General features: G+C 64.5%; 17 protein-coding genes. 5 read left to right on the top strand and 12 right to left on the bottom strand.

Going from position 1 to position 20149, the window contains the following annotated elements; translation table 11 throughout:
• Window positions 1-33: 33 nt before the first annotated feature.
• The 6 genes from SB764_RS04740 to SB764_RS04715 all read right to left on the bottom strand — a co-directional run bounded on the left by SB764_RS04740 (window position 34) and on the right by SB764_RS04715 (window position 8002).
• The gene (locus tag SB764_RS04740; protein WP_110326898.1) at window positions 34-687 is read right to left on the bottom strand and encodes a membrane integrity-associated transporter subunit PqiC; all 654 of its coding nucleotides are present in this window, start codon (window positions 685-687) and stop codon (window positions 34-36) included.
• The gene (locus SB764_RS04735; protein ID WP_183713620.1) at window positions 684-2321 is read right to left on the bottom strand and encodes an intermembrane transport protein PqiB; all 1638 of its coding nucleotides are present in this window, start codon (window positions 2319-2321) and stop codon (window positions 684-686) included. The genes SB764_RS04740 and SB764_RS04735 overlap by 4 nt, the downstream gene beginning before the upstream one ends.
• The gene (locus SB764_RS04730) at window positions 2314-3648 is read right to left on the bottom strand and encodes a paraquat-inducible protein A (protein WP_410862793.1); all 1335 of its coding nucleotides are present in this window, start codon (window positions 3646-3648) and stop codon (window positions 2314-2316) included. The genes SB764_RS04735 and SB764_RS04730 overlap by 8 nt, the downstream gene beginning before the upstream one ends.
• A gap of 128 nt (window positions 3649-3776) precedes the next feature.
• On the bottom strand, window positions 3777-5246 hold the full coding sequence (locus tag SB764_RS04725) for an efflux transporter outer membrane subunit (protein ID WP_183039427.1): 1470 nt from the start codon (window positions 5244-5246) through the stop codon (window positions 3777-3779).
• Window positions 5247-5265: 19 nt separating this feature from the next.
• Window positions 5266-6873 (bottom strand): MDR family MFS transporter, encoded by a 1608-nt coding sequence (locus SB764_RS04720; protein WP_373681588.1) that lies wholly within the window; start codon window positions 6871-6873, stop codon window positions 5266-5268.
• Entirely contained in the window at window positions 6866-8002 is a 1137-nt protein-coding gene (locus SB764_RS04715; protein ID WP_065060650.1) for an HlyD family secretion protein, read from the bottom strand. Before SB764_RS04715 ends, SB764_RS04720 begins: the two co-directional genes overlap by 8 nt.
• A gap of 102 nt (window positions 8003-8104) precedes the next feature.
• Between SB764_RS04715 and SB764_RS04710 the strand changes: the two genes are divergently transcribed.
• A complete protein-coding gene (locus SB764_RS04710) occupies window positions 8105-8809 on the top strand; it encodes a CerR family C-terminal domain-containing protein (RefSeq protein ID WP_065060651.1) in 705 nt (234 codons plus the stop codon).
• Window positions 8810-8921: 112 nt separating this feature from the next.
• Here SB764_RS04710 and SB764_RS04705 read toward each other — a convergent pair whose 3' ends face one another.
• The 5 genes from SB764_RS04705 to SB764_RS04685 all read right to left on the bottom strand — a co-directional run bounded on the left by SB764_RS04705 (window position 8922) and on the right by SB764_RS04685 (window position 13283).
• A complete protein-coding gene (locus SB764_RS04705; RefSeq protein WP_260183275.1) occupies window positions 8922-9674 on the bottom strand; it encodes an antibiotic biosynthesis monooxygenase in 753 nt (250 codons plus the stop codon).
• A 204-nt stretch (window positions 9675-9878) separates the two neighbouring features.
• Window positions 9879-10850, bottom strand: coding sequence for an aliphatic sulfonate ABC transporter substrate-binding protein (locus SB764_RS04700; protein WP_074982368.1), 972 nt, complete (start codon window positions 10848-10850; stop codon window positions 9879-9881).
• Between the two features lie 68 nt (window positions 10851-10918).
• On the bottom strand, window positions 10919-11977 hold the full coding sequence (locus tag SB764_RS04695) for an LLM class flavin-dependent oxidoreductase (RefSeq protein WP_183713609.1): 1059 nt from the start codon (window positions 11975-11977) through the stop codon (window positions 10919-10921).
• Window positions 11978-12071: 94 nt separating this feature from the next.
• Window positions 12072-12578 carry a GNAT family N-acetyltransferase gene (locus SB764_RS04690; protein WP_065060654.1) on the bottom strand — a complete coding sequence of 169 codons (507 nt, stop codon included), beginning with the start codon at window positions 12576-12578 and terminating at the stop codon, window positions 12072-12074.
• A gap of 42 nt (window positions 12579-12620) precedes the next feature.
• Entirely contained in the window at window positions 12621-13283 is a 663-nt protein-coding gene (locus SB764_RS04685) for a TetR/AcrR family transcriptional regulator (protein ID WP_410862790.1), read from the bottom strand.
• A gap of 282 nt (window positions 13284-13565) precedes the next feature.
• Here SB764_RS04685 and SB764_RS04680 point away from each other — a divergent pair, with 282 nt between their 5' ends.
• The 4 genes from SB764_RS04680 (at window position 13566) to SB764_RS04665 (ending at window position 17948) form a co-directional block, all read left to right on the top strand.
• Complete coding sequence (locus SB764_RS04680; protein ID WP_410862789.1) at window positions 13566-15212, top strand: bifunctional 3-(3-hydroxy-phenyl)propionate/3-hydroxycinnamic acid hydroxylase; 1647 nt, start codon at window positions 13566-13568, stop codon at window positions 15210-15212.
• Between the two features lie 15 nt (window positions 15213-15227).
• The gene (locus SB764_RS04675) at window positions 15228-16286 is read left to right on the top strand and encodes a maleylacetate reductase (RefSeq protein ID WP_322008052.1); all 1059 of its coding nucleotides are present in this window, start codon (window positions 15228-15230) and stop codon (window positions 16284-16286) included.
• Between the two features lie 33 nt (window positions 16287-16319).
• Window positions 16320-17159 (top strand): intradiol ring-cleavage dioxygenase, encoded by an 840-nt coding sequence (locus tag SB764_RS04670; RefSeq protein ID WP_410862787.1) that lies wholly within the window; start codon window positions 16320-16322, stop codon window positions 17157-17159.
• Window positions 17160-17480: 321 nt separating this feature from the next.
• Window positions 17481-17948 carry a hypothetical protein gene (locus tag SB764_RS04665; protein ID WP_244145865.1) on the top strand — a complete coding sequence of 156 codons (468 nt, stop codon included), beginning with the start codon at window positions 17481-17483 and terminating at the stop codon, window positions 17946-17948.
• Window positions 17949-17979: 31 nt separating this feature from the next.
• Here SB764_RS04665 and SB764_RS04660 read toward each other — a convergent pair whose 3' ends face one another.
• The gene (locus tag SB764_RS04660; protein WP_065060659.1) at window positions 17980-19731 is read right to left on the bottom strand and encodes an IlvD/Edd family dehydratase; all 1752 of its coding nucleotides are present in this window, start codon (window positions 19729-19731) and stop codon (window positions 17980-17982) included.
• Window positions 19732-20149 lie beyond the last annotated feature (418 nt).

Genomic DNA, 20149 nt, shown 5'->3' with positions numbered 1-20149 from the left:
CGTGTCTTGGCCGGGGGTTCCGTGTTCAACGCATCACGGCGATACCGGACAGCTCACCGGCTTGCCCTTGCCGTGCTCGCCCTGAAGCGCGCGAACGCCACCGGCGATGGCCTGCGAGAGCGCATCGACGGCGCGGCGATGACCGGCCACCAGCGCCTGATAGCCGTCGCCGACCGGTTCATTGAGCACGCTGCGGCAGGTCATGACGGTCTGCGAGTCGAGCGAGCGCACGCTCCAGACCGCGTCGATCAGCGCGTGCGAAGCGGGCCACGATTCGAAGCGCTGCACGTTCACGCTGACGCGATAGACCGGCACGCCTGCGGGATGCGGCGAGCCGTACACGTCGATCGTATTCAACTGCTGCGTGAGATCGCCCGACAGCGCGCGGCGAATCTCGTCGCCGGGCATCGACGCCCAGCGTTCCTGTTCGAGCACGCGCACCTGGTTCGCGTCGGTCTGCACGACGAACTGCGCCTTCGCGACTTGCGGCGGCACGTCGACGGGCGCGAGTTCGATCAACGACGCCGGATTGCCGTCCTTCGAAGCGGCAGCGGGCCGAGTGCGCGCCGCGTCGTCGCTCGGGCTCAGCGTATAAAAGTGGCTGACGGGCGAGGCGCAGCCCGCGAGCGCCGCCGCGAGCGCAAGTGCCGGGACGGTGGCCCGAAGCGACAGAAACCGGAACGTCATGGTTTGTCTCCTGATTTGCCGCGCAGCAGCGACTCCGGATGGCGCTCAAGGTAATCCGAGAGCGAGTTCAGCGATTGCAGCGTGCGCGTCAGTTCCTGCAGCGCCTGGTGCACGTCCGACTGCAGTGGCGAATCCTGCTGCAGCGTGGACTGAGCGGCGCTGAAGGTTTTCTGTGCTTCGGCGAGTGTGCCCTGCATCTGGGGCAGCAGCTCGTTGTTAACCTGACCGAACATCTGATTCGCGCTTTTGAGCGACTCATTGAGGTTGTTCCCGATCTTGTCGAACGGAATCTGATTGAGTTTCTTCGTGATATCGGCGACCTGCTGCTGGAGTTCGTCGAGCGAATTCGGCACGGTCGGCAATTGCATCGGATCGTGGTCGAGATCGGCCTTCGCGGGCGCCGCCTTCGGGAACATGTCGAGCGCGACGTAGAGCTGCCCCGTCAGCAGATTGCCGTTGCGCAACTGTCCGCGCAGGCCGTGTTGCACGAGGCGCTCGATCAGCGCGTGGCTCTGCGGCGAATCCGGTGGCGGCGTCGGACTGCCGCGCGAGCGGCGCACAAGGCGCAGCGGATAAAGATTCATCGTCACGGGCATCGTGAAATTGCCGCTCTTCGCGTCATAGTCGATGCCGATATCGGTCACCTGGCCGAGCACGATGCCGCGGAAATCCACGGGCGCGCCGACCGACAGCCCGCGCAACGACTGGTTGAAGTTCATCACCACGCGAACGGGTTTGCCGTCGGGTTCGTGCATCGCTTCGCTTTCGTCGGACGCGAGCGTGAAGCCCGCGTTCGCCGGCGCCTGAGCGCCGGCCGCTTCGCCCGGCGGCGTTTCGAACGCGAGGCCGCCCGCCATGACGGTGGCCAGCGACTGCGTGTTGACCTTGAAGCCGCTCGAATCGAGCTGCACGTTCACACCGCTCGCATGCCACCAGCGCGTATTGACGCCCACGTACTGATCGTAGGGCGCGCGCACGAACACCTGCACGGTCACGCCCGAGCCGTCCTTGTCGAGCGAATAGTTGGTGACCTGACCGACCTGCATGCGGCGATAGAAGATCGGCGTGCCGATATCGAGCGAGCCGAGATCCTTGCTGTGCAGCGCGTATTGATGACCCTTCTCGTCGATGGTGACGGCAGGCGGCGTTTCGAGGCCCGTGAAGTCGTGCGCGGTTTCCGCCGAGCGGCCCGCGTCGGCGCCGATGTAGGCACCGGAGAGCAGCGTGCCGAGACCCGACACGCCGCCCGCGCCCACACGCGGACGCACCACCCAGAAGCGGCTGTCCTTCGTCGCGAAGCTGCCGGCGTCCTTCGTCAGCTCGACCGTCGCGAGCACGTGCGAGAGGTTCGGCGAGAGCTTGACCGCGCGCACCGAGCCGATATCGACATTCTTGTACTTGACCTTGGTCTTGCCGGGTTCGAGCCCTTCGGCGCTCAGAAAGCTGATCGTGATGGTGGGGCCGCGCATGGCGACCGATTTCGCCACGAGGCCGATGCCGATCAACGCGGCAACGAGCGGCACGATCCAGATGAGCGACGGCAGCCAGCGTCGCGGCTCGACGATATCCGGGTCGTTTGCATCGGGCGGCGCAGCGTCGCCGGAAGGTGGCCGGATGCCTTTCGGACTAGTCATTCGAGTGTTCCTTTGTGTGTTGCAGGCGTTCCTGCGTGGCGCCGGGAACCGGATCCCAGATGAGCCGCGGATCGAACTGCATCGACGCGAGCATCGTCAGGATCACGACGGAACCGAAGGCGATCGCGCCGGGTCCGGCAGTGACGACGCCGAACGAGCCAAAGCGCACCAGCGAAACGGTGAGCGCGATGACGAAGATGTCGAGCATCGACCAGCGGCCGATGAATTCAACGATGCGATAAAGCGTGGTGCGTTCCGCCGAGCGCCAGGTGGAACGGCGCTGCGAGGTCAGCGCGAGCAGCCCGAGCGCCGAGAGCTTGAGCAGCGGCACCATGATGCTGGCGATGAAAACAATGGCGGCAATCAGCCATTCGCCGGTCAGCCAGAAGTGAACGATGCCGCTCAGGATGGTGTCGCCGCGATCGTGTGCGAGCGTCGCCGTGTTCATGATGGGCAGCACGTTCGCCGGGATATAGAGGATCGCCGCGGCGGACAGCAGCGCCCACGTGCGGCGCAGCGCATCGGGCCGGCGGGTGTGCAGCGGCGTATCGCAGCGCGTGCAGCGCCGGTCGTGCGCGTGCGGCTGCCGCGCTTCCAGTTGTCCGCAGACGTGGCAGCAATCGAGGCCCGCTTCGCGCGCGGTCGTAGGGCTGGGCGTTTCGCGTCCTTCGCCATGATGAGGGTGCTGATGTTGCGGTGACGGCGAACGATCCGTTCCGCGAGCGCGCAACCTATCGACGACATCCCAGAGCCCGCGCGGATCGAACGCCGCGATGACGGCCAGCATGAGCGTCAGCGCGGCGAATGCGAACAGGGCCGTTTCCGGAATCACGCGCGCGATGCTCACCAGTTTGACGATCGCAACGAGTATCCCGACCATGAAGACTTCGAGCATGCCCCAGGGTCGCACGAAGCGAAGCGCCTTCATCATCAGGTTGAAGCCTGGCGCGACGATGCCCCGGCGCAGCGGCAGCAGCACGTAGAGCAGCGCGACCATCTCGATCAGCGGGAACAGGAAGGTCGCGCAGAACACCATCGACGCAACGGACTGCATGCCCTCGCGCCACAGCACCACGAGCGCGCCGAGCAGGCTCGACTGCGAGGTGATGCCGTTGGCGTCGAGTTGGATGATGGGAAACGACTGCGCGATGAGGAAGGTGACGAGCGCCGCGACCGTGATCGCGCCGATGCGGTCGAGTTGCGCCGCGTTTTCGCGGTAGAGCGCGGTGCTGCAACGCGAGCAGCGCGCGGACTGGCGACGCTGCAGGCGCGGCTTGCGGTAAAGCGCATCACAGTGGCGACACGCGACGAGTGTGGGGTAGGGCATCCGGGACTATGTGGGGCAAAAGCTTGTATAACGATCCGCCTGGATTCTCCGCGTCTTCGGCTGGCGACGCGCGAGACCGTGCAAGCGATCGCCTCCACGGTCTCGGGCCGACGCCCGGCGATTGGCGATCAGGTCTGCGGCGGCTGCCAGCCCAGGCCTAGACTCTTTTGCAGCGAGACGTAATCCTTGAGCAACTCGGCCTGGCCCGCGACCACGTCCTGCTGCGCTGAAAATTCAGCACGTTGCGTATCCAGCAGATCGACGAGGCTGACCGTGCCTGCGCGATAGCGCTGACGCGTCAGGTCCGCCGAACGCAGCGCCGACTTCTGCACTTTCTCCAGCGTCGCCAGATGTTCTCGCTGATAGCCGAAACGCGAGAGGCCGTCGTTGGCGTCCTTGAGCGCGCCGAGCACGGTCTTTTCGTAGTTCGCGATAGCTTCGTCACGCGAGGCTTCCGCGCCGTGCACCGCGCCGAGCGTGCGGCCGAAATCGAACAGGTTCCACGAGAGATAGGGCGCACCGAGCCACGTGGCGTTGGACTTGCGGAACAGATGGCCGGGGTCGGCGGCCGAATAGCTCAGATCGCCGTACAGCGTGACCTTCGGGAAGAAGTCGGCGATATGTTCGCCAATCTGCGCGTTGCTCGACGCGAGGCGGCGCTCGGCGGCGCGAATATCCGGGCGTTGCGCGAGCATCTTCGCCGGATCGCCCACGGGCACCGTGGCCGGCAGCGCGGGCAACGCACGCGGCTGCGCCAGTTCGGCGTCGAGCGCGCCCGGCGCCTTGCCGGTGAGCACCGCGAGTTGATCGAGCGAGATTTCCACTTGCGCCGCGAGCGGCGTGAGCGTCGAGCGGGTGTTTTCGACCTGGGTCGTCAGGCGCTCGACATCGACGTCGGCGGCCGTGCCGCCCGCGCGCCGCTGCTCGGTGAGCGTGAGACTCTGCTGCTGAAGCTCGGCGGTGCGTTGCGCGATGAGCAGGCGCTGCTGCTGATCGCGCAGATCGATATAGGCCTGCGCGACTTCGGCGGCCATCGAGACCTGTGCATCGGCGAGGTCGGCGTTGACGGCCTGGGACTGCGCATCCGCGGCTTCGATTGCACGGCGCGTGCCGCCGAACAGATCGATTTCCCACGAGGCGTCGAAGCCGGCGGTGTAGAGCGAGAGCGGGCCGCGTCCCGACGAACCCGCGCTGGAGTCCGCCGACGACAGCGCGCTCAGATCGGGCTCGCGCATGCGGACCGCGGCGGCGTCGGCGCTGAGCTTGGGCATTTCGGCCGCGCGCTGCTGCTGCAATTGCGCGCGCGATTCGCGCAGCCGCGCCTGCGCCGCGCGCAGGTCGGGGTTATGCGCGAAGGCGGCGGCGATCAGCGTATTCAGTTGCGGGTCGTTCAGCGCCAGCCACCACTGGTTGGGAGCGGGCGCGGTCGCGACGATGCCCTTCGCGGGCGTGCGCACGAAGCTGTCCGCGCTGGCCGCCTCGGGCGCCACGGCGGGCGCGCCGTGGTAGTCCGGACCCACCGTGCAGGCGGCCAGCAGGCTGGCGGCACAGGCCACGGCGAGTGCGCCCGCACGAGGGCGGAGGGTAAAGGTTGTCATCATGTTCGATTCTTTAGCTTCAATGACCGGCGGAAGGAGCGGCGCCAGGGCGCGGATTCTTGAGCAGCGCGGCAAGCGGAATGCACGCGAGCAAGGCAATACCGAGCACCCAGAACGTCTCCGAATAGGTGATGACGGTCGACTGCGTCTGGATCTGGGCGGCCAGTTGCCCCAGCGCCTGCATCTTTGCGTAGGCCATGTCGCCGGTCTGCGCGAAGAAACTCGCCGCGCTCGCGGCGATATGCGCCTGTCCGTTGACCGAATTGTTCGTGACGGCCTCGCGAAGCACGGCCGTATGGAAGGTTTCGCGCCGGTCGATCAGCGTGCCGATAATCGCGAGGCCCACCGAGCCGCCGAGATTGCGCGCCATGTTGTAGATGCCCGCCGCGTCGCCCGATTCTTCTCGCGTGACCGTGGCCATCGCCGCCTGATTGAGCGGCATCATCGAGAGGATCTGGCCGACGCCGCGCAGCAGCTGCGACCACGTGAAATCGTGCCCGACGCTCTGCGCCGTGAGCGTGGTGTCGAGCATGCAACTCCACGCGAACAGCAGCAGGCCCGTGATCACCAGCATGCGGATATCCACCTTGCCCAGCAGACGCGGCAGGAACGGCATCGTCAACATGGCCGGGATGCCGGAGAGCAGCATCACCATGCCCGACTGCTCGGCGTTATAACCGGCGACCTGGCTCAGAAACTGCGGCAGCAGATACGAAATGCCGTACAGCCCCGCGCCGACCATGAAGACGATCACGTTGACGCTGGCGAAGCGCAGGTTGCGCATCAGCGAAAGACGCAAAATGGGCTTTTTGGCGACGAACTGGGAAACGGCGATCAGCAGCATCCCGAACAGCGAAACGAAGGTGAGCGTCACGATCATCTGCGATTCGAACCAGCGTTCGCGTTGTCCCTCTTCGAGCACCACGGTCAGCGAACTGAGGCCGATAGCGAGCCCCATGATGCCGATCCAGTCGGCCTTCAAAAAGGCTTCCCAATGCGGACGATCGGGACCGAGCCCGTAAAGCAGCAGCGTGATCAGCGCGAGACACACGGGCAGGTTGACGAAGAAACACCAGCTCCAGCTGATGTTTTCCGCGAGCCAGCCGCCGACCACCGGACCCAGCAACGGCCCGAGCAGCGCGGTCAGCCCGAATATCGTCATGCCGATCGGCAACTGCGACGGGGGCAGGCGGGTGCGAATGATGGTCTGCGCGGTCGGGATCATCGCGCCGCCCGTGAAACCCTGGCCGATACGTCCGGCGATCATGATGGCGAGCGAGCCCGACCAGCCGCACATCATCGAAAAGCCGATGAACAGTGTGGCGTTGACGAGCAGGAAATTGCGCAGGCCGAACACGCGCGTGAGCCACGCCGCGAGCGGAATCATGACGATTTCCGACATCAGATAGCCCGTGGAAATCCACGTGCCCTCGGTGCCGGTCGCGCCGATTTCGCCCTGAATCTGCGGCAGCGCCGAGTTCGTGATCGAAATGTCGAGCGTGGCGATGAGCGCGCCGAGCGCGCCCGCCGCGACGGCGATCCAGTCCGACGTGCTTGCGCGCTCGCCGTGAGCATGCGGGGCGTGCCCCGTCATGCCGGCCGGACTGGTGGAGCTGGCGTTACTCACGATGGTTCTCGGCGTCGATGCGTCGATCGTCGTCGCGCGAGCTTCGCGTATCGACCTCGGCGGTCACCGACATGCCGGGCAGCAGCACCTTGCGCGTTTGCGGACCGGTTTCGAGGCGGATGCGCACCGGCACGCGCTGCACGATCTTCGTGAAGTTGCCGGTTGCGTTCTCCGCCGGCAGCAGCGCGAATTGCGCGCCGGTGCCCGGCGAGAAGCTGTCGACGACGCCGTGAAGCTTGTGTCCGGAAAGCGCGTCGACGGAAATTTCCACCGGCTGACCGATGCGCATGCGCCCGATCTGCGTTTCCTTGAAGTTGGCGGTCAGATAGGTGTCCTGAACCGGGACGATCGAGAGCATGCGCGTGCCGGGCTGCACGTACTGTCCCACGCGCACCGTGCGGTCGCCGACGCGGCCCGAAATGGAACTCGTGACGACCGTATGGTTGAGGTCAAGCTGCGATTGCGCCGCGCTCGCCTTGGCCGCTTCGAGTTGCGCGCGGGCCTGGCCGAGCTGGGCCGTCAGCGCGCCCACCTGCGAGCGCGCCGATTCGACGGCCGCGTGATCGGCGGCCAGCGTGGCCTGCGCCTGATCGCGCGAGCTCTTGAGTTCCGAAAGCTTCTCGGCCGTTTCCGCACCCGACGCCGCGAGCGGCGTGTAGCGCGCCACTTCGTCCTGCGCATGGCGCAGGCTCACGCGCGCCACGTCTTCCTCAGCCGCGGCCTGCGCGATCTTCGCGCGCTGCTGCGTGAGCTGCGCTTCGGCCTGCTGGATATCGGCATTGCGCGCATCGACCGTGGCGCTGGCCTGGTCGAGTGCAGCCTGATACTGGCGCGTGTCAAGGCGCACGAGCGGGTCGCCGGCCTTGACGGCCTGATTGTCCGCCACGAAAACGTCGGTGATATAGCCGCTCACCTTGGGCGCAATGGTCACGCTATCGGCCTGGAGATAGGCATCGTCGGTGCTTTCGATAAAGCGCCCGACGAGCCACCAGTGGCCCGCCCAGCCCGCTGCGGCGGCGAGCGCCAGCAGTGCGCCGCCGATCACCATGCCGCGCCGGGAACCGCGTGCGGGCGCGTTGGGAGTGGTTTCCTGATCAGCGCGTCCAGGCGCTCCAGCAGTCGTCGACATGGTTAACAAACCTTAACTTATTCCAGATGGACGAATTATTCCACTCGGAAGATATCTGTCAAGTGTTATATTTTGGAAGTTTTCATTGACGTTTCTTTTTGTATGAACGAACCACGACGACCCCGTCACCCCGGCGAGGGCGGCTACGCACGCGGCGAAGAGACTCGCCGAAAGCTGATCGACGCAGCCATTTCCCTGTTCGGGCAGCATGGTTTCGCGGGCGCGTCGACGCGTGATATCGCGGCGCGCGCGGGCGTCAATGCGCCGGCGTTGCAGTACTACTTCGAAAACAAGGAAGGCGTGTACCGGGCGTGCGCGGAGGCGATCGTCGACGACGCGCTTCAGGTGCTCGAACCGGCGCTTTTACGCGCTCAAGCGACCTTGAAGGACGAGAACGCCTCGCAGGAGGCGCTGATCGAAGCGTTCGTCGCACTGCAATGCACGATCGCCGATCTGATGTTCAAGAAGGGGCGCGAGACCGATCGCCGGCTCTTTTTTGCCCGCGAGCAGGGCGGCGGCGAGCCGGAAATCGGCACGCAGGTGCTGCGTGAACGCTTGCGTGCGCCGATGAACAAGGTCAACGCGGCACTCGTGGCGCGCATCACGGGACGTGCGGAAAACGACCCGCTGACCATCGTGCGAATGATCAGCATGTGGGGGCAATATTTCGCGTTTCACGTCGCGCGCGAGTCGACGCTTTCGATGCTCGGCTGGGGCGATATCGACGGGGAAAACGCGGAGTTCGTGAAGACCGTCGTCAGCGCGCAAACACGGCTGTTGCTGAATTCGTGGCGCAACGAGGCATGAAGTTTCGACGTGGCCGCCTGCGGCTTCATCATCATCATTTTTCTTCGTGCCGCCGCGCGAATGTTGATGCGCCTGCCGCGGACGGCAGGCCAGAGTGCGGCGCGAGCGCGGTTTAATCGTCCGTCACGTCCTTGAGCAGCACGCGTCCTTCGAGCATCGGCTTGGCCAGCGTGACGGCGTAGCCGCTGCGAATCTGCTGGATCACGGGGCGTTTCAGATTGTCCTGATGCGTCGACTCGCTGGTCCAGCGTTCGAGTTGAACCATTTCGTTCTTGTCGTCGGCGTTCTGATACACCTCGAACGAAACGTTGCCGGGCGCGGCGCGAAACGTCGGCGAAACGGCCGCGACATCTGCGTGGAATTGCGCCGATTCAGCGGGTTTCACCGAAAGAAACACCAGCACGTTGCTGGTCTGATTGCCTTGCGCAATCTGCTTCGGCTGAATGCCGGCGTCCGGCGTGGCCGGAATAATGCGCATGTGCGCAATGCCGCCATCCAGATCGGCCTTCGCGGCCTGGTGCATTTCAAGCAGCGCCGGCTGCTTCATATGCGCCTCGTAGGCCGCCTGATCTTTCCATTGTTCGAGCACGTACAGCGTAGTCGGCGAAGTCGTCGACTGAAACACGGTGAACGACAGATTGCCCGCTTCCTCGCGCGCATTGGCGGCGTTGTGGCGCAGCGCTCGCAGGAAAGGCTGCAATTGCGCCGCTTTAACATGCAAGGTCGAAAGATTCGAATAGGGCAGCGCGTTCGACGAAGCGTCTGGCGCGGCAGCGAAGGCCGAGGCGGCGATCAGCGCGGAACTTGCGAGCACAACGAGTTTGCCGGTGCGATTGCGGAGTGTGGCGAAGCAGGAATGGCGCATGAGTAAAGGCAACTCGCTCAAAAGGGAAGGTGGCCGATGGTGCCAGATCCCGCGCAATCAAACATGAAGAATCCTTTAGGTCACGGCGATTGCGGCGATTACGGCGATCACGGCGCGCCTGAAGGCGCCTGCGCTGTTCGGCCAACACGCTGAGCGATGCGGGAGTCGTGGGGGCGCCCAACGTTCGGGCGTCCCCACGGCGTCTTACACGAAGACCTCCGGATACACGAATCGCGCGACATCGACGCGTTCCTTGATGAGCCCGAGCCCATGGAACGTATCGACGATATCCTGCTGTTCCTTGACGATGTCGGGCGTCACGGCAACGGTCGTGTAGTGACGGCGTTCGGTCGATAGCAGCAACACGCCTGGCGGCACGCCCAGTTGCGGCGCGAGCAGGCTCGCCGTTTCCTGCGGATGGCTTTGCGTCCAGGTGTTCGCGTTGCGCAGTTCGCGAAAGAGCACGCGAATCACGTCCGGATTGGCCTTCACGAATTCCGGGCGCGCGAGATGGAAGGTCCGGTTATTCGAGAGGCCGGTGCCGTCGCGCAGCACGCGCGGCGACGTGGCGAGTTGCTGGCTGGCGAGGAACGGGTCCCAGAGCCCCGCGGCATCGACATTGCCGGACAGATAGGTGGCGCTCACATCCGCTGCGCTCGTGAGATAGACGGGCTCGATATCCGTGTATTGCAGGCCGGCTTCGTTGAGCGCCCGCACCAGCAGATATTGCACGTTCCAGCCGCGGCCGATCGCCACTTTCTTGCCGCGCAATTCGCGGATCGAGCGTATCGGCGAGTTGGCCGGCACGAAGATCCCGATTCCCTTCGGATACGGTTGCTCGGCGCCGAGATAGACCGCGTTCACGCCCGCGGCATTGGCAAAGGCCGACGGCGTATCCGCCGCATGACCGAAGTCGAGCGCGCCCGCATTGAGCGCTTCCGTGAGTTGCGGCCCGGCCGTGAACTCGGCCCAGCGCACGTTCCAGCCCAGCGGTTCGAGCGCGCGTTCGAGATGGCCGGTGCCCTTGAGGATATTGAGCGTGTTGAACTTCTGATAACCGATGCGCAGCGTGCGCGTCTCGGCGGCGCGCGCGATCGACATGAAGGCGGGCGCGGCGACGGTGCCCAGCGTGGCGGCCGTCAGCGTGTTGATGAAACGTCGACGTTGGATATCCATAGGATGACTGATCAAAGTGGAAATATCGAAGCCGCGATCGACCGGGATCAGTCGCGGCTTGCGTTGAATTAGCTCAGCAGCGCCTTCACGCGCGGGACGACGTGCTGCGCGAACGTGCGCATATCCGCCTCGAAGGGCTGGAATTGCAGCATGAACAGTTCGACGCCGGCGCGATGAAAGTCGGCGATGCGCTGCGCGACCGTGTCGTAGCTGCCCACGAGTTGCGCGGCCGTGCCGCCGTTCGATCCCACGCGGGCCGATTGCGCAAAGGTCTGGAACATGACGGCCTTCGGGTCGATGTTCGCCTGCTGGCGCTCGCGCAGCGGACGGTCTTTTTCCGCGAGCGCGAAAAGGTGCGCGTGATGCTCGTGCGCTAGCGCGTCGGTCTCGCGCGCGATCACGAAAGCCGAGAGGCCGTAGCGCAGCGCCGGACGGCCTTGCGGTCGTGCACGCGCGGCAACGTCGCCGATCAGACGCTGCACGTCGTCGAGCGGCTGGCCGTTGATGAACCACACGTCGCCTTTATCCGCCACCAGTTGACGCGCCGGTTCGGATTCGCCGCCCACGTAGATGCGCGGACGTTCGCGGTAAGGATCGGCGGGGCGCAGCGCGTAGTCGTCGACGCGAAAATGTTCGCCGTCGAACGACGTGCGTTCGCCGCGCAACAGCGAATCGACCACTGTGATCCATTCGCGGCCGTAGGCATAGCGCGCGTCGTGTTCCGCGAAGCCGATGCCGGCGCGCTCCAGTTCGGGACGGTTCCACGCGTTGACGAGATTGATCGCGAAACGGCCGCCGCTGATGTGTTCGATCTGCTGCGCCATCTTGGCGAGCACGACGGGATGGTAAAGATAAGGCTTGATCGCCGCGATGATCTCGATGTGCTCGGTGAGCGCCGCGAGCGCGGCCGAGGCGGTCCACGCTTCGAGCTGGTCGAGTTGCGGATCGTGCGGATTGATCGTGTGCTGAGCGACGAGAACCGAGTCGTAGCCGAGGCGTTCGGCCTCCAGCACGAGGGCCTTGTTGCGAGCCCACGACGCGTCGTAGGGCTCGGCGGGATCTTGCAGGGCGGCGCGGCTGCCGTGGACCAGAGCCCAGACACCGAAACGGGGCAGCGGGTGAGACATGAGCATCATCTAGGTTGACGGAACGGTCCGCCATGATGCGCTTTTGGTCGCTCTTGCGAGCGAAGCATTTTTTCTATCGATGTTCCTGGAACGGCTAACGCGCGGCGGCCCGAACCATCACCAGATCCCGATGGAGATCGTCGCCGCATTCAAACGTGGTTTCGCCGACCGTCGCGAATCCATTGCGCTCGTAAAAGCGGATGCCGCGCGCGTTCTGATCGTTGACGGTGAGCCGGACCGCGCCATTCAATGCGGCGAGCGTGGCCGTCACCAGCTTTTGCGCCGCGCCGGTGCCGTGATACGCCGGCAGTACATAGCACCGGGTCAATTCCGCGATGCCGTCTGCGAGCGGCATGTCCAGCACGTCAGGACGATGAGTCAGCACGCTGAAACCGACGACATTCCCGCCATCGTCCACGACGCGCACATCGAAGTTGCCGTCCGCGAGAATCGATTCGAAGCGCGACGGCGTGAGATTCTCGTCGATATATTTTCGAAGCTCGAATTCGGGCGTATTCGCGGGACAGGCGAGTGCGAATGTCTGGACCGCCACTGCGCTGATGGCGTGTGCGTCGGTTTTCGAAGCTGTACGAATGTGCATGGTTTAAACCCGTCAATTACGCCGATGGTGTGAATCACTCGTTTATGCGATCGATGCGATCGATGCGATCACGGAAGCGGGCCGCGGACGCGCCGCGAGTGCCGTGGCCGCCTCGATACCGATGCCGGTCATGCAGAGCAGGCGCACGACGATCTCGTCCTTGACGCTGCCCGAGATCCGGCCCGTGGTGATGGCGAGGCTGGCGCCGACAATCGCGTGCGCGCTCAGGTGCCAGACGAGATCGGGATCGGAGACGCTGAACAGTCCCGCCTCGACGGCTCGGCGCAAATCGCGAATCGCGAACGGCCCCATGCGCCGGAACAGCGCGTCGGCGATTACCTCCGAGCGGAACAGCATTTCCTTCCAGCGGATATCCGTCGTGGCCGCTTCGAGCACCGTGCGAATGCCGAAGGCGTAGACCTCGGCCGGATCGGACAGGCCGGCGGTCGCGCGTTCGATGCGCAGCGCCAGCTCGTGCATCATGTCCTCCAGCACCGCGATCGCGAGTTCGTCCTTCGATTTGAAGTAGTTGTAGACCGTTCCCGCGCCGACGTCGGCGAGATCGGCGATCTCCAGCATCGTCGCGGCGTCGATGCCTTTCTCGCTCATGATCGTGCCGGCGGCCTTGATCAGCGCCTCGCGGTTACGGCGCTGCCGCCGCGCCACGCGTCCTTCCTTCTCGCTTTCCTGGGCCGAAGCGCTCATCGAAATCCATCCAGAGTCATTGTTGACGATCATTCTAATCCGAATGGGCGGGTGTCAGGCTGCGTGGCGGTGCGTTCCATGGGGACAAATGATCCGCGATCATTGACTCTGAGCGAATATCGTATCTGAGCGTTTACCATATGTGACGAACATTCAGTTTTGACCTACATTCTGTCTCAAGCGACGTGCGGATGCGCCGATGGCCGGACGGCAGGCGTCCCGGGCAGCGGCTCGCACCTCGCCCCATCAGCCCAGCAGGGCGACGAATCCAGGAGACAGAATATGAACGCCCCCGCCTCAAGCCCGCATTCCCGCTTCGATGCTGACGTCGCCATCATCGGCGGCGGCCCCGTCGGTACGCTGCTCGCGATCCTGCTCGGTCAGCGCGGCAAACGCGTCACGCTGGTCGAGCGCTGGTCGAAGGCGTACGGCCGCCCGCGCGCCGTCACCTACGACCACGAAATCGCCCGCATTCTCGCGACGCTCGGGATCGACTCGGAGCGCGATCCGGCCATCTCGTATCACGACGAGCTGTACTACTGGAAAGACGCGCGCGGCGAGAATCTGCAGATCGTCGATTGGCAGAGCCAGTCCGCGTCGGGCTGGCGCGTGCGTTACTGGTTCAATCAGCCCGACCTCGAAGCGCGGCTCACGCGCATCGTCGACGGTATGCCGGGCGTCACGCAATTGCGTGGATGGGAGGGCACGGAGCTGGTCCAGGACCGCGACAGCGTGACGGTGTCGCTCAGACGCACGCCGCAGGAAGTTGGCGAGGGTGGTGGTGATGTCGATGTCGATGTCGATGCCGATGCCCGCGTGCTGCGCGCGCAGTACCTGGTGGGCGCGGACGGTGCGAACAGCTTCGTGCGCGAGGCGCTCGGCATCGAGAACGAGGACCGCGGTTATTTCTTCGACTGGCTCATTCTCGACCTCATCCCGCGCGAGGCCTACACCGCGCAGCCGACGCAGTGGCAACTGTGCGATCCGAAGCGGCCGACGACGATCGTGCCCGGCGGCCCGGGTCGTCGACGCTGGGAGTTCATGGTCCTGCCGGGCGAGTCGGCCGAGGAATTGCAGACGACGCGACGCGCGTGGGAGCTGCTGGCGCCTTGGGGCATGACGCCCGACAACGCCGAACTCGAACGCAGCGCGGTCTATCGCTTTCAGGCTCGCTGGGCGAAGACCTGGCATCGCGGCCGTTGCGTGATTGCGGGCGACGCCGCGCATCTGATGCCGCCGTTCGCGGGCGAGGGCATGTGCGCGGGGTTGCGCGATGCGTTCGCGCTCGGCTGGCGTCTGAACGCGATGCTCGAAGGCCGGATGTCCGACGCCGTGCTCGACAGTTACACCACGGAACGCCTTGAACACGCGAAGCATTACATCGAGTTCAGCCAGGCGCTGGGCAAGATCATCTGCATTGCGAACGAAAACGAGGCCGCCGAGCGCGATGTGAAAATGAAGGCCGATTTGCTGGCACGCAACCATCAGCCGGTGCCGACCGATGTGTGCCATCTGGGACCGGGCGCCTGGTCCGCTGGATCGGCGCATGCGGGCGAGTTGTCGGTGCAGGGCGTGGTCGAGGCAAAAGGGCGGCGTGACCGCTTCGATCAGGCCGTCGGGCATGGCTGGTTCGTGATCGGTCTGGATGCCGATCCGGCGCAGGCGCTCGGGCCCGAGCGGCTGGAGCAACTGGCGCTGATCGAAGGCCGCACGGCGCGCATCGCTACGCCGGGTGGTGCAAATACGGCTTGCGATGCGCTGGATATCGACTCAACGTACCAGCAGTGGCTCGAAAAAATCGAGGCGAGCTATGTCGTGCTGCGGCCCGACTTTTATGTGGCGGCCACGGCGAGCAGCGCGGCGCAGTTGCGTGAGCGTTTCGACGAAATCGTCGCGAAGCTCCATGTTCGCGTTCGCGAAGTCGTTTGAGTACGGAGTGCGTTCATGACTGCGAGTTTTACCTACGATATGCATCCGGGCCGCATTCTGTTCGGCCCCGGAACGCTTGACGCCGTCGCCGACGAAATCGCGCGACTGGGCGCGAAGCGCGCGCTGATTCTCTCGACGCCGTCGCAATGCGCCGACGCGCAGAAACTGGCCGCGCAGATCGGCCCGCTGGCGGCGGGCGTGTTCAGCGAGGCGGCGATGCACACGCCCGTGGCGGTCACGCGCGATGCGCTCGCCGCGTTCGATGCGGCGCGCGCGGATTGTCTCGTGTCGCTCGGCGGTGGATCGACGATCGGCCTGGGCAAGGCCATCGCGTGGCGCAACGACGCCCCGCAGATCGTGGTCGCGACGACCTATGCCGGTTCGGAAGTCACGCCGATCCTCGGCCAAACCGAAGACGGCATCAAGACGACCGTGCGCGATCCGAAGATCCTGCCGGAAGTGGTGATCTACGATCCGGCGCTGACGCTCGGCCTGCCGGTCGCAATGAGCGTGACGAGCGGCCTGAACGCGATCGCACACGCGGTGGAGGGCGTCTACGCGCGGGATCGCAATCCGGTGACGTCGCTGATGGCCGTCGAAGGCGTGCGGGCGCTGCGCGATGCGCTGCCTGCGATCGTCTCGCGCCCCGACGATCTCGCCGCCCGATCCCGTGCGCTTTACGGATCGTGGCTGTGCGGCTCGGTGCTCGGCGCGGTCGGGATGTCCTTGCATCACAAACTCTGCCACACGCTGGGCGGCAGCTTCGATCTGCCTCACGCGGAAACGCACGCCATCGTACTGGCGCATTCCGCGGCCTATAACGCCAATGCGGCGGCGCAGGAACTTCAGCCGCTTGCGCAACTGTTCGGTGGATCGATTGGCGGCGGCCTCTACGATTTCGCGCGCGCGCTTGGCGCGCCGCTCGCCCTGCGCGATCTCGGGCTGACATCCGCGCAACTCGACGCAGCCGCCGACCTCGCGGTGCGCAACCCGTACTGGAATCCGCGGCCTGTCGAGCGCGACGCCGTGCGTGCGTTGCTGCAGCGCGCGTGGGAAGGCACACGGCCGGAATAACGGCTCGTCAACATATTAAAAGGAATGCTAAACATGTCTCAGTTCTTTACCGAAGCCAGTTCGGAGCAGGCCGTGAATGCACGCATGGGCGTGGAGGTCGACGCGCGCCTGAAGACGGTCATGGCCTCGCTCGTCAAGCATCTCCACGCCTTTATCAAGGACGTTCATCTCACGCAGGACGAGTGGGAAAGCGCCATCGAATTCCTGACGCGCACCGGACAGATTTGCGGCAACGAGCGCCAGGAGTTCATTCTGCTGAGCGATACGCTGGGTGTGTCGATGCTCGTCGATGCGATCAACCATCGTCGCCCTGATGGCGCGACCGAAAATACCGTGCTCGGTCCGTTTCATGTGGCCGAGTCGCCGCAGCGCGAGATGGGCGCATGCATCACGCTCGATGGCAAAGGCGAAAGCTGCGTGTTCGAAGGGCGCGTGCTCGATCTTCAGGGTAATCCGGTGGCCGGTGCGCGGCTCGATGTCTGGTCCGATAACCCGGAGGGTTTCTACGACGTTCAGCAGCCCGGCGTTCAGCCGAAATGGAACAATCGCGGCATCTTCACGACGGGCGCCGATGGCGCATACCGATTTATCGGCATTAAACCGGTGTCGTATCCGATTCCCGACGATGGCCCGGTCGGCAAGATGCTGGCGGCGCTCGGGCGGCATCCGTACCGGCCCGCGCATATGCATTTCATTGTGACCGCGCCCGGTTTCGAGAAGATCGTCACGCACACCTTCGTGGGCGACGACGCCTATCTGAAATCCGATGCGGTATTTGGCGTCAAGGAGACGCTCGTTGCGCCGTTCGAACGCGTGAACGACGGCAGCACGCGCTGGCGGTCGACATTCGATTTCGTGCTGACGCCGGAGTGAATAAGGCGTTGAGTTTGCCGACTCGATTGCAAAGTGCTTAATAAGTCATCCAATTTACTTATTGAATGGGTGACGAAAAGCGATATCCGCGCAAGGTGTGGATGGCGCGTTAGCGCGTTCGTCGTTTGCATAACCTGCCGTTTACCCTCGATAGTCCCGCTCACGCGCGTTTCCTATGTTGTGCAAGCTGGCCGGGAAACCGGCCGGCGAACTTACAACGGTCGAACAGGAACGACAATGAACGGCAGCGCAGGCGCTCGCGACAATGGCTACGGAAAGAGTGCAGTGAACGCCGCTGGCGGTTGGCCGAGTATGGCCGCGATGGTGTCCAGCGGAATCGTGGCGGGCCTCACGGGCGCGATCTGCATCTGGATTTACGAGGCGGTGGTCTGGGTTGGCGTGCAGCATCTATTGACGCTCGGCGGCATCCCCAGCAACGCCACTGGCCTCGTGTTCGGCAAGCATGTCCAGCAGAGTCTGGGCATTGGCGCCTATGTGCTCGGCACGATCATTCACTTCGCGTTCGCCGCCGCGTGGGGCGTGCTGTTCGCACTCGTCTGGCCGTATTTCCAGCGTCGCGGCTACGAGGCGACGTTCATTGCGTTGTTCTACGCGATCCTTGCGTGGATTGCCATGCACGTGGCGATTTCCATCGCGTCGGACAATCACCCGAATTACTTCGATCCCAATGTCGTTATCGGCGGATTCATGTCGCATTTCTGCTTCACGGTTCCGCTCGCACTCGTGGTGAAGCGCCGATACGCCGCGCTGCGAGCATCGCAACGATAGGGCTCGGCGCTGCGCCGTCATGCGCGCCTGTCTACGCGGATGGCGGTTTGTTCTGCAGGCTCGCCGCTCGCAGGAAATCGAAATCCACGCCTTCGTCGGCTTGCGTGACGCTCTGCAGAAAGAGCTTGCGGTAGCCGCGCTCGGCTGTGGGGCGCGCGATCGGCGTCTGTGCTGCACGCTGCTGTAGTTCGTCATCGGAGACGAGCAGCGTGACCTCGCGATTGCGGACGCTCAGGCGAATGCGGTCGCCGTTTCGAACATAAGCCAGCGTGCCGCCCGCAGCGGCTTCGGGCGTCACGTGAAGGACGATCGTGCCGAACGCGGTGCCGCTCATGCGGCCGTCGGAAATGCGCACCATGTCTTTCACGCCGGCCCGCGCGAGCTTGCGGGGAATCGGGAGGTAGCCCGCTTCGGGCATGCCGGGCGCACCCAGCGGTCCGATGTTCTTGAGGACGAGCACGTCGTCGGCGTTCACGTCGAGCGCTTCATCGTCGATGCGCTGCATGAGGTCTTCGACCGTCTCGAACACCACGGCGCGTCCCTCGTGCTCCATCAATCGCGCGTCGGCGGCCGACTGCTTGATGATGGCGCCGCCCGGCGCGAGATTGCCGCGCAAAACGGCCAGCCCGCCTTGCGGATAAACCGGCTGCGAAAACGCACGCACGACCGTTTGCGCGAAGCCTGGGCCGCTCGCCTCGATCTGCTCGCCGAGCGTGAGACCGCTGACCGTCATCGCATCGAGATGCAGCAGCGGCTTCAACTCGCGCAGCAGCGTGGCGACGCCGCCGGCGTGATGGAAATCTTCCATGTAGTGCTGGCCGGTCGGTTTGAGGTCGAGCAGCACGGGCGTTTCCTTGCCCATCCGGTCGAGCGTATCGAGATCGATCTTGTGACCGACTCGCCCGGCGATCGCGCTCAGATGCACGATGGCGTTGGTCGAGCCGCCGATCGCCAGCAGCACGCGCATCGCGTTTTCGAAGGCGTGAGGCGTGAGAATCCGGTCGATGCCCAGCCGCGATTTGGCGAGCTTCACGGCGGTTGTGCCGGTTTGCTCCGCCACACGGATACGATCGGCCGTGACCGCGGGCGGCGACGCACCGCCGGGAACCGTCATGCCGAGCGCTTCGGCAATACAGGCCATCGTGCTCGCGGTCCCCATGACGGAGCACGTTCCCACGCTCGCCACGAGCTGGTTGTTGACGTCGTCGATCTCGTCCTGATCGATTTCATTCGCGCGGAACCTGGCCCAGTAGCGACGGCAATCCGTACACGCGCCCACGCGTTCGCCGCGATGCGAACCCGTGAGCATCGCGCCGGTGACGAGCTGAATGGCGGGCAGACCGGCCGAGGCCGCGCCCATCAATTGCGCGGGCACCGTCTTGTCGCAACCGCCGATCAGTACGACGGCGTCCATCGGTTGTGCGCGAATCATCTCCTCGGTGTCCATCGACATCAGATTGCGCAGATACATCGACGTGGGCGACGCGAAGCTTTCGTGAATCGAAATGGTCGGAAAGTCGATCGGCAAACCGCCCGCGAGCATGACGCCGCGCTTCACGGCTTCGATCAGTTGCGGCATGTTCGCGTGGCAGGCGTTATAGCCGCTGCCGGTGTTGACGATGCCGATCACCGGACGTTCGAGCGCCTCGTCCGTGTAACCCGCTCCTTTGATGAACGCTTTGCGAAGGAACAGCGAAAACCCCTGATCGCCGTAAGAGGTCAACCCGCGCGTCATGCCCGTTGCTTCAGCGGGGTGGTGCGGGGCGTCTTTCTTGTCAGCCATGGCGTTCTCCGGAAGGTGTGGTGGCTTGTTTTGGCTATGCCGTTCGATCGCGCGACGACGTCGGTTTGCTGCCAGCGTACACCGCTTGCCGATTCGGCCACTCCGGGCGGAACGCGCGCCGGACTGCGAGGAGATCGCGCGTCTGAACGCCACCCGCGACGCCGCCTCGGAGCGCGCCAGATTAAATAGTGCCGCATCGGATTGCACCGCCGCGAGCCGGCCCGTCAAGGCTTCCCGCGATCCGTCAACGCCCGATCTTCCTGACATCCACGAAACACGCCGTAATTTTCCGTGCGATGTAAATGAGAATGCTTCTCATGTATATTCACCAACCTTAATGATTCTGTCGGCTTGTGCGACGAAAAAGTAAGCCAATCAATAGGGGAAGATGGTGTTTCAGCGAAGAATTCTGGCGATT

It is taken from the genome of Paraburkholderia sp. SIMBA_027 (assembly GCF_046535315.1).
In the GTDB taxonomy this organism is placed as follows: Bacteria; Pseudomonadota; Gammaproteobacteria; order Burkholderiales; family Burkholderiaceae; genus Paraburkholderia; species Paraburkholderia tropica.
The sequence above is the reverse complement of the archived record's forward strand: the minus strand, read 5'-3'. Positions and strand labels throughout refer to the sequence as shown.